This window comes from uncultured Turicibacter sp. (assembly GCF_938044715.1).
In the GTDB taxonomy this organism is placed as follows: Bacteria; Bacillota_I; Bacilli_A; order MOL361; family Turicibacteraceae; genus Turicibacter; species Turicibacter sanguinis.
On the sequence record NZ_CALIOS010000079.1, the window covers coordinates 32,081 to 42,754 of the forward strand.

The 10,674-nt window shown below is 32.7% G+C and carries 9 protein-coding genes; 7 read left to right on the forward strand and 2 right to left on the reverse strand.

Annotated elements, in window-relative coordinates; translation table 11 throughout:
• Positions 1–33 precede the first annotated feature (33 nt).
• From QWC74_RS08520 to QWC74_RS08535, 4 genes are all read left to right on the forward strand, one after another.
• Positions 34–2,277 (forward strand): EAL domain-containing protein, encoded by a 2,244-nt coding sequence (locus QWC74_RS08520; RefSeq protein ID WP_006785907.1) that lies wholly within the window; start codon positions 34–36, stop codon positions 2,275–2,277.
• A 68-nt stretch (positions 2,278–2,345) separates the two neighbouring features.
• On the forward strand, positions 2,346–2,675 hold the full coding sequence (locus QWC74_RS08525) for a hypothetical protein (protein WP_006785908.1): 330 nt from the start codon (positions 2,346–2,348) through the stop codon (positions 2,673–2,675).
• A gap of 185 nt (positions 2,676–2,860) precedes the next feature.
• Complete coding sequence (locus QWC74_RS08530; RefSeq protein ID WP_006785909.1) at positions 2,861–3,397, forward strand: RNA polymerase sigma factor; 537 nt, start codon at positions 2,861–2,863, stop codon at positions 3,395–3,397.
• Positions 3,387–4,001 carry a hypothetical protein gene (locus tag QWC74_RS08535; protein WP_009606281.1) on the forward strand — a complete coding sequence of 205 codons (615 nt, stop codon included), beginning with the start codon at positions 3,387–3,389 and terminating at the stop codon, positions 3,999–4,001. Before QWC74_RS08530 ends, QWC74_RS08535 begins: the two co-directional genes overlap by 11 nt.
• 23 nt (positions 4,002–4,024) lie before the next feature.
• On the opposite strand, the gene hflX is transcribed toward QWC74_RS08535, so the two are convergent.
• Entirely contained in the window at positions 4,025–5,293 is a 1,269-nt protein-coding gene (hflX, locus tag QWC74_RS08540) for a GTPase HflX (RefSeq protein WP_006785910.1), read from the reverse strand.
• Positions 5,294–5,856: 563 nt separating this feature from the next.
• Between hflX and radA the strand changes: the two genes are divergently transcribed.
• From radA to QWC74_RS08555, 3 genes are read left to right on the forward strand one after another with little or no spacing between them, the layout of a single operon-like run.
• Positions 5,857–7,245, forward strand: a complete 1,389-nt coding sequence (gene radA, locus QWC74_RS08545) for a DNA repair protein RadA (protein WP_155222972.1) — start codon at positions 5,857–5,859, stop codon at positions 7,243–7,245.
• A gap of 32 nt (positions 7,246–7,277) precedes the next feature.
• Positions 7,278–8,090 (forward strand): DUF4349 domain-containing protein, encoded by an 813-nt coding sequence (locus QWC74_RS08550; protein ID WP_006785912.1) that lies wholly within the window; start codon positions 7,278–7,280, stop codon positions 8,088–8,090.
• Between the two features lie 7 nt (positions 8,091–8,097).
• Entirely contained in the window at positions 8,098–9,132 is a 1,035-nt protein-coding gene (locus QWC74_RS08555) for a DUF3221 domain-containing protein (protein WP_229059759.1), read from the forward strand.
• 29 nt (positions 9,133–9,161) lie between these two features.
• Here QWC74_RS08555 and QWC74_RS08560 read toward each other — a convergent pair whose 3' ends face one another.
• Positions 9,162–10,382, reverse strand: a complete 1,221-nt coding sequence (locus QWC74_RS08560) for a cation:proton antiporter (RefSeq protein ID WP_006785914.1) — start codon at positions 10,380–10,382, stop codon at positions 9,162–9,164.
• Between the last annotated feature and the right edge of the window lie 292 nt (positions 10,383–10,674).

Here is a 10,674-nt window from a genome sequence, read left to right on the forward strand (position 1 = left end):
GGTACGTTGTTGGTGAACAGGAGAGAGTTTAATATGGGGGCTTCAATATCTAGAAAGCAATTGTTAAGTTTTTTTATACAGGCAAGTTATTTATTAGATAAATTTTATTCTATAAAAGAGAGTTTTAATTTTGACTCTATATCGGAAGATTCATTAGAAAAGATAATTGAAGTGGAACGAAGTCATCAAAATTTTGATTACTTGGTTTCTCTTTTAATTTTAAGTGAGCAATACTTTGTTGAACAAAAAGAGTATCATACAGCAATAGTTTATTTAATTGAGTGTCTAAGTCTTTTAGAGGAATTAGATTTTAATAATATTTTGAAGGTATATATTTATCTAGAATTAGGATATATTTTTGAGTCAAATCAATTTTATAAAGAGGCAGAAAATTATTATAAAAGAGCGTTAGAAGTAAGTGTTGAGAAAAAGAATCCCCTTTTAGTGACTTATTCATTTGAAAAACTCTCTCAAATTATTCTCAAATCATGTAATCGAAAAGGTATTATTCGATTTAATTCGTTGGTTCAATTGTATGGAGAAAATTTTGTTCCAGCTTCTATTGTGTTTGTATTTGATTTGTTAAATCTATATGTAAATCAAGACTACGATAAAATTTTAGAAGTTTTATCTTACCATCAAGATTATCAGGATTTAGGTGTGAATCGAGAATTTTTGATGATTATTTATGTGATTCAGACACAATCTTTTTATAAATTGAATAAATTTGAGGAAATTAAGTGGCTAGATTTTAGTCACGATTCTTCTATTTCAAAGCATAATCCGTATTTGATGCTGTATGATTTAACCTATCAGTTGATTTATAAGAAAGATGAAATTGGTCAGTATATAGCGGATGTTACCCAAAAATTGAGTGAAAATCATCAGTATTATTTGTTAAGAGTTTTTTATTATTACTTGCTAGGTGAAGAAAGTATTGTGAAGGATAAAGAGTGTTATTTGAAAATTTATGAGTTACTAGGTCAAAATCGTCAGATTTTATTTTATGAGGAGGGTATTTTGAAAACTAAAATTCAAAATGTTTATCAAACGTATAAACAGTATTATAACCAATTAGATTCTGTTAAGTTTGATGATAAATATCGGATTGTTTCGTGGCAACAGATGGGAGCCCACTACCAACGTGAGTATAATTCACAAACAGTGGTTGGTTTTTTAATGGTTGATGATTGTTTTTGCAGTGAATTTTCACAGGAATTAAAGGAAAGTTTAATTAATAATTTGAATGCAATTATTCAAGGTGAGTTAACGTTTTGTTTCCATGATCATGGATTATGGTTTTATTTTAAGGCGTGTACTGGAGAAGTGAAATTAAAACAAAAATTAAATAGTTTATTAAAGCCCCTATATGATAATTTACAACGAAAATATACGGTAGCATTTTGTTTACCACGCTTTACATCTTCTGATTTTTCTAAAACAATGCGTATTGTGTATACTTCTTTTTATGGGATGGTTGTCCATACTGAACTTGAACAGAATTATAGTGTAAGTTTTTGTCAAGAATCATCGTCGTATTTGGCTCTTTCAGAGGACATTCATAATCTTTTATTAAAAGCATATAAAGAGAAGAATTTTATTATTGATAAAAAGCATTTTTATAATGAAGGTGGCCAACAGTTATTCGGAATTGAGTTTAAAGGGATATTAAGTGATTTAAATTTAGTAATTGATAATCTGGATGGAGATAAAGAAGTTATTAGAGAAAGTTTATTAATGGAAGTTGAAATGGCAACTCTTGAAATTGGCTGTCAATTAATTAAAGAAGCGTATCAGACCATTCATTCAAATCCGTATCTATTTATTAAATTATCACGAGAAACATTAATGAATAAGTTAATTGTAGGACGTATCTTAAATTGTTTAAAACGATATAATTTGAATTATAATCAAATCATTATTAGTATCAATGAAGATGTTTTATTTGAACAAAATGAATTTTTGAAAAAGTTGATTAATCGTTTGCATGAGTTAGGAGTTGGGGTAGCTCTCGATGATTATGGAACGGGTTCCCTAACAGGATCAATTCGAAATTTAAATATTAATTATTTAAAATTAAGTCCTAGTTTAATTCAATATCTAAGTTCAACGTATCATTACTCAGGAATGATGAAATCTTTAATATCGGTTTGCTCTAATTACAATGTGAAGATTTGTTGTTCGGATATTGACAATAAATCTTCTCATGATTTAATTTCGAATTTTGGAATTGATGTTGTGAGTGGAAGCTATTATCAGAGAAAATTGGTTGTTTAATTTTATAAAATAAGTCATAATAAAATGTATGAGTAGAATTAATGTTGTAGTTTCAAGAGGTGAATGAGATGAAACAAGATATCAATATGGATTTAGGACTTGAAGCATTTTTAGAACCAGACTCTGATTTTATCGAAGATTTATGTCAACACTTAGAAGAAGAAGGAATTCATTTAACGAATGAATTACTTGTTCAAATTCTTTCTGTTTATGAAGAAAGAAAATATGGATTCTTTAAAGAGTTAATTGAAAATCTAGTAGGTGGAGAGAATAGTCCACTTTCAGCAGATGGAGGACCAGCTGTTATCCAAGTTGTAATGGATGGTAAAGGTGAATTAAAGAAAAAAGAATCAAAATCAAAGGAATTAAATGATTTAGATTCAAAATTATTATCATAAAAATTAAGAGCTAAATTTATGTGAATGATTAGCATAGTTTAGCTCTTTTTTCGTCTGATTGTAAGAGAATGATGGAAATGAAAAAATTTGATTTTTTTTTGACGGAAATTAGTTATAATTTATTAAGATAGATGGGAACCAATTTAAGAGTTCATACGTCTAATAAGTGAAAGAGGTGGAAATAAGTGAAAAAAGACACCTATCAATCAGCCCAAATGGTCGTTGAACGATTGATTGAGGATTATGGACAAGATGTCTTAAAAATTGCATATTTATATGTTAAAGATCAGCAATTAGCCGAAGATATTTTTCAAGAGGTCTTTTATAAGGTCATGAAGAATTATCATAAATTTGAGCATTTAAGTAGTGAAAAGACATGGTTAATCCGAATCACGATTAATACGTGTAAAGACCTTTTACGAACGAGCTGGTTGCGACGTGTTACTACCTTTGGAACTTTAGAAGAGCAAAATCAGACACAATATGAACAACCATTTGATATGACACAGTCAGAATCAAATAATGAATTATATGAAATGATTATGAAGCTTCCACAAAGATATAAAGAAGTAATCTTACTATTTTATTATGAAGACTTTAGTTATGATGAAATGGCAAAGATTTTAAATATACCAAAGGGAACCGTACAAAGTCGTTTGGCTCGTGGGCGAGAAAAATTGAAAAAAATGATGGAAGAAAGAGGTGAGATTAGTGGAAGATAAAGAAATACGAGAAGCCATTCATAAACAACTAGAAACAATCCAAATCAATCCTCATTTAAAAGCAAGAACACTTGATTATGTGACGAAAAAATCAAGAACTTCAGGGATTAGATATCGTAAAGTTAAAGGTCTGTCTTTAACAGCTATGACTTTTGCAACAATGATGTTAGTTGTATTAGTTCAAAGTAAAGAAGAGGTCTCACAACCACAGTACTTAAATGAAGCAACGCCAATGGCAATTTCGAGTGAAGAGCAAGATGGTGTGATGAGAAATTTGATACCTGAAACAATGTTCTCGCAATTTAAAACACAGTTAACACAAGCTTCGATTGAATTTACAGATGATACTTCATTTGTAACTGATGGAATTACTATTCATTCCTTCATCGTTTATAATCAGCCAAGTTACTTTTTAGAGTTATCCACAGATGTGGATAATGAATCTGTTAGCACTAATTTAGAAGCTATTTTATCAGAAATGAATCAATCGCTAAGCTCATATCAATTGTTTAAGTTGGATGATTTAAATTATTTCTTGTATGGTGGTCAAGATTCTGTCGTACGAGATTTGTTGCATTTAGATAAAGTTGATGCTATTCAATAACATAATAAAAACAACTCACTAAATTAGTGAGTTGTTTTTATTATGTATTCAGATAATCTCTGTGCGTCATGCGCTGAACATTCTACTGTAATTAACGTTCCGTTTTCTTGGTATTCCGTTGAAAATACAGTGGCTACTTCATTTAAATAAGAAACAAGATTTCCACGATCATATGGAATCAAGAAGGTAGCCTTTACGTAGTTTTGGAAAATGTGGTGCTTAATCATATTAATTAATTCATCAATATTTTCTAAGTTTTTAGCAGAAATACGAACAGAATCTTGATCTGTTGGAGGTGCAATTTCATCCGGTGCTAAATCTGATTTATTATAAACATAAACCATTGGTGTTTCTGAAACGCCTAATTCTGCTAATACTTTGTTTGTGATTTCAATTTGTGTTTCAAATTCAGGATGAGATAAATCTACAACATGAAGTAAAAGATCGGCTTCAGTTACTTCCTCAAGTGTTGAACGGAATGCTTTTACTAATTGGTGAGGAAGTTTGCTGACAAATCCTACAGTATCAGTTAATAAAAATTGCTTATTATCTGGTAGTTGAATTTGACGAGTTGATGTTTCAAGTGTTGCAAACAACATATTTTTTTCAAAAACAACTTTATCAAGTTGTGAGTTTGAGATTTTTAATAAAGCATTCATCGTGGTTGATTTACCTGCATTCGTATATCCAACAAGAGCAACAACTGGAGTCGCATTACGTTTACGCAATTTTCGTTGATTTTGGCGTGCAAGTACTAAAGAATCGAGTTCTTTATTTAAACGATGCACTTGCTCTTCAATACGACGACGGTCAAGTTCAAGCTTTTTCTCTCCAGGTCCTTTTGAACCAATTCCACCGGCTTGACGAGATAATGAAGCATTTAATCCAATTAAACGAGGCATCATATAACGAAGTTGTGCAACCTCTACTTGAAGTTGTGCTTCGCGAGTTTTTGCCCGACGAGCAAAGATATCTAGAATTAAAATAGTACGATCAATTACTTTACATTGTAATCCTGCTTCTAGGTTACGAATTTGAGAAGGAGACAGTTCATCATTAAAGATAACTAAGTTAGCATCGTTTTGAGCGACTAATAAAGCGACTTCTTCTACCTTTCCTGTTCCAATATAGCAAGCAGAGTTTACGCGCTCAAGTTTTTGAGTTAATAAACCAACGACTTCAACATTACAAGCTTCTGCTAAGTTTCTTAATTCTTCGACACTGTATTCAAAATTTTTATCACTATTTAAATCAACACCAACTAATATGGCGCGTTGCATGATTTCTTCCATTTGATCACCTCTGTTTAATTGTTGAAAAACTACTATAAGTTTACTATATAAGAAGCAGTAGTTTTTGTCTATTTAAAAAATTTTTACAACTTGTTACGTTAAATCTGTTATAAGTAAAGATAAAAAATATTAAAGAGCTATTTTCTAATTTTAAAAAAGGTAAAATAGAAATATAATCGTATATATAATTGTAGAGTTTGTGTTGTTACCTTTTACTATATAGAAACAGAAATGTATTTCACTATTATAAATTTGTCTCAGTACTGAAGCCCTTTTGGTACAGAGGTATAACTATAGGGGGTTCCTGTGCTAAGTAGTGAGACATCAGTCGAAATCTTAGCTATCCTCTGCTGGGAGGTAATGAGTCACCTAGCGGTGGGCAAAGCGAACCATCCTCAATTGATAGGGTAATAAGTTAAAAGTTTTCCAAGTATGAAAAACTTATCTCGACTTATATATAGTTTATGCGTTTGATTCAAAAAGATTTATACACGGCTAGGATATCTTGCACAGATATGTGATAATGAGATTAGAAGACTATACAATTTATGAGGAGGCACCAAATGGCAAGAGCTAAAACAAAAACATCATTTTTCTGTCAACAATGTGGAATGGAAAGTTTAAAATGGGTTGGACGTTGTACAGGTTGTGGTGAATGGAATTCAATGGTTGAGGAATTAAAGCCAACAAAGGCTGAGGCTCGTCGTGGCTTTGTAGCAAGTGAATCAATGACGAAACCTCAAAAATTACATGAAATTGAAACGAGTGAAGAAGCTCGTATTCACACATTGATGAGTGAATTAAATCGTGTACTTGGTGGTGGAATTGTACGAGGATCGTTAGTTCTTTGTGGGGGAGAACCTGGAATTGGAAAATCGACGTTACTGCTTCAAACTGCACAAGATTTAGCAGCTAAAAACGTTCGAGTTTTATATGTATCAGGTGAGGAATCGGCTCGCCAAATTAAGCTTCGTGCGGAACGTTTAGGTGTTGTAAGTGATAATCTATATATTTATGCTGAAACAGATTTAACGTTGATTGACCGACAAATTCAACAGTTAAAACCTGAATTTGTTATTATTGACTCGATTCAAACGATTCATATGCCTGAGGTTACATCAGCACCAGGTAGTGTGTCACAGGTTCGTGAATGTACGGCACAATTAATGAAGATTGCAAAAATCGGAGGGATTTCTGTCTTTATTGTCGGACACGTGACGAAGGACGGAAATATAGCGGGACCTCGCTTACTTGAACATATGGTCGATACCGTTCTTTATTTTGAGGGAGACCGTCATCATACATATCGTATTTTACGAGCAGTTAAAAACCGTTTTGGTTCAACGAATGAAATCGGAATTTTTGATATGAAGGAAGAAGGGTTAGATGAGGTAACCAATGCATCTGAGGTCTTTTTAGAGGATCGTACGAAAGGGTTACCGGGAACGGCTATTATGGCTTCTATTGAGGGAACGAGACCAATTCTTGTAGAAATTCAATCGCTTTTAACACCAACTTCATTTGGTAATCCGAAGCGTATGGCTTCTGGAGTTGATCATAATCGTGTGTCATTGATTTTAGCAGTCTTAGAAAAACGCATGGGATTTTTTTTACAAAATCAAGATACCTACGTCAAAGTAACAGGTGGTGTTAAACTTGATGAGCCGGCTGTTGACCTAGCAATTGTTGCAAGTATTGTTTCAAGTTATAAAGATAAGATGACACCAAGTGGTGATGTTTATATGGGAGAAGTCGGTTTAACAGGTGAGATTAGACGTGTTTCACGTATTGAAGAACGCATTAAAGAAGCTAAAAAGCTTGGATTTACACGTGCTGTTATACCAAAGAAAAATCTTGGTGGATGGACACCACCCCAAGGCATTGAAGTGATAGGTGTCGATACGATTTCTGATGCATTAAAAGTAATGTTTAAAGAAGATTTAAAATTTTAATTCAAACAAACCGAAGATGAGGGGGAATCTTAGTGGATGTTTGGACAGCTATAAAAAAAGGGATGATTTTTATCATCCTTTCTATTTTTATTTTAATGTTAGTTAGCTTAATTCCTACTCAATTATTAACTAGGACTGAAGAGGTTTCGACTCAAAATCCTAGCACTCTCTTACAGACTGATGCGACAGAACAGTATAAGACTTATCAAAATGTAGAAGTAAATGTTTCGGTTGTAGACCTAGATGAGAGTCTTACACTTTTACAAACTTTGATAGATGAGGCATCGGTCAACTTAGTGTCGTCCTTTATTTGTTCTACTGATACACCATCAAGTAATCCTGTTGCTAGATTCACGATAGCGGTTTCTCATGCGTCGATGACTGACTTTTTAGGTAAGGTTTCGTCAAGTTTGCAAGTTAGTGAAATCAAGACATATACTGATACTGAAATGCTACTAGTAGAGGGGATTGATAGTTGGATTAAGAATTTATCAATTCAAGAAAAACGGTATCAAGAATTGTTGTCAGAGGCTTACGAATTAGAGGAAATTTTGGCAATTGAAACGGAGTTATCTCGTGTTCGAACAGAACTTGATGAATGGCAGTCACTTAAAGAAAAACGAGATATGGTGAAGGTAACGATTTCTTTTTATTTAGTTAAAAATCCGGCAACGTCTTGGCAAGAAGCGATTAGTGAGGAACTAGTCATGCAACTCGGTCAAATGGCATCTTATTCTAAGATTTTAGTGATTAAGCTGATTGGGTGTTTACCGTATTTTGTGGTAGTTCTTTTTGTTGTTATTTTGGCAAGACTGATTTTTAAGCGAAGTAAAAGACGACGCTGATTGGGGGATGACGTTGAACGTGAAGAAGTGGATTTTGAGTGGAATTATTTTAGTTTTTATCTTAATCGGTTGTTCGCAATTATTTAAATTTGAGGAGACGCCCAACTTTGTGGTCGAAGGTGTTGTGTTATCGGTTAGTGATGATACAGCGTTGATGTCTTTGCGACTTGATTTAACAGAACAGGATTTAAATAAAAGTTATGAAGAGTGGATGAATGGTTCATACGATTTGATGGAAGTTAGTTATTTGCAAGATGTTAAGGTAGGGATGAAGTTAAAGGTTGCTTTAAATGGTGAGATTTTAGAAAGTTATCCAAGTCGAGCCAGTGCTAAAAGTTATGAGGTTATTGGAGAAGTGGAAGCAAGTGAAGATGAAGCGGGAAATGAGCTAGTGATGGAATCAGTGGAACCCTATCATGCTCAACTGTTAAGTATTTTTCCAAAAACAATCGGCTTAATTCAATCCTATAATGGCTATGCTGAATACGGTCATTCTCAAAAATTGATTAAAGCAGAAGAAAAGGGGAATATTTTTGAATTAAGTTTTGAAGGACAAATGATGGATGGAATCGGAGAATTTGAAAATCGTACGTTCACACTCACATACGAAATTGATAACCAATCTGTGATTGAACATATTAATAATCAAGATCAGTATAATCAACTAAAAAATGAAATGTTGTTAAATTCTATTATCCCGAATAAAGTGATTTTAAAAGCTCCGCTTGAAGTTGGGACAAGTTGGTTTGAAAATTTTGTGTATGAAGGGCAAGATTGTACTGCTCAAACGGTTATCACACGTGTGGAATTGACACAAGAAGGGAAAATGCAGTATGAAACCTTAACGACAGTTGAAGGTATTGAAGGTTATTATATGGATACTTATAAGGAAACCAGAGTTTTCACCGAAGGAAGTGGGATGACTTCTTTTAGTAATTTATTCTCGTTAGAATCCGTTGGCGTTGATTATGAAGAATTAGAACAATCAGAGGATTTATATATTTTTGGATTTAATCTTTCCTATGAAAAATTGAACAAATAAAAAGACCACGAAATTTCGTGGTCTTTTTATTATGCAACAGTTTGTTCTAATGCAACTTGAGAATTTTCTATTGCAGCTTTATTTGAAAATACTAATTTTAATAGAATTGGTGTAATAATAGTCGTAGTGACAACCATGATAACGATTGGACCAAAGAACACCGATCCCATTAATCCAAAGGCAGATCCTTTACTTGCTACGATTAATGCGACTTCTCCCCTTGAAACCATTCCGGTTCCGATTTGAAGAGCTTCAGCATTTGTATATCGGCAAAGTTTTGCTCCAAGCCCACATCCAAGAATTTTCGTTAAAATCGCAACGACGATTAAGATTCCTGAGAAAGTGATTAAAGACGCTGACATTTCTGGAATCACAACTTTAATTCCGATACTTGCGAAGAAAATTGGTGATAATAGCATGTACGCTGTTGTATCAAAACGCGCCATTAAATAATGTTTACGTGGTGCGTTAGATAAAACTAAACCTGCCATAAAGGCACCGGTAATATCAGCAACACCGAAGAAGTGTTCAGCAGTAAATGATAATAATAAACAGAAAACGAATGATAAGATGACGAAACGTCTTAAATCCATATTATGAAGACGCATGCTCTTATTCATGAATTTAGAGAAAATATAGCCACCTATTCCTCCAAGAATGAAGAATAGAACGATTTTGATTAAAACTAATCCGATGCTAACATCGGTGTTTGTCGCACTCGTTACAACTGTTAAAGCAATAACTCCTAAAATATCATCAATAATTGCGGCTCCTAAAATAGCATTTCCAGCACGGGTACTTAGCTTTCCAAGTTCTTTTAATGTTTCAACCGTAATGCTTACTGAAGTAGCAGTTAGGATAATTCCGATGAAGATATTTTGAAGAACAATTGGTGCATTGGCATCTGAAATTCCATTTTTATTAAATACGGATGCGATAATAAATCCTCCGATAAGTGGAACAATCATTCCAAGTAAAGCAATAATAATAGATGCTTTTCCGGTTTTCTTTAATTCTTTCATATCTGTTTCAAGTCCAGCTGTAAACATTAAAACGATAACACCTAGTTCAGATAACTGAAGGATAAAATCTGTTTCATGTAAAACATTTAGACATGCTGGGCCTAAAATTAATCCAGCTAGTAATGCTCCAACAACTTGTGGTAATTGAATTTTTTTTGTTAATAATCCCAAAAGCTTAGTGCTCATTAAGATTAAAGCAATATCAAATAGAAATTCGTAAGACAACATAGTATTTACTCCCCTCTAATTTTCACTTGACAAATTATACATCCAAGTAAAGCATTTTACAACCTAATTTTAGGCAAAAAACGTTTTTATTGGAATGACTTTTTTACCACATTCAATATAATATTTAGACAAATTCAATATAATAAAAAAGTACATTTAAAAAGTAGTATTATGGAATTTCGAGGATTTTATACGATGAAAAGTTTATTCTCTAAACTTCATTGACAAAAATGGATATGGTGCTAGTATAGTTTTATGGACACATTTAAGTTAAGTCGTTAAAATAGACTTA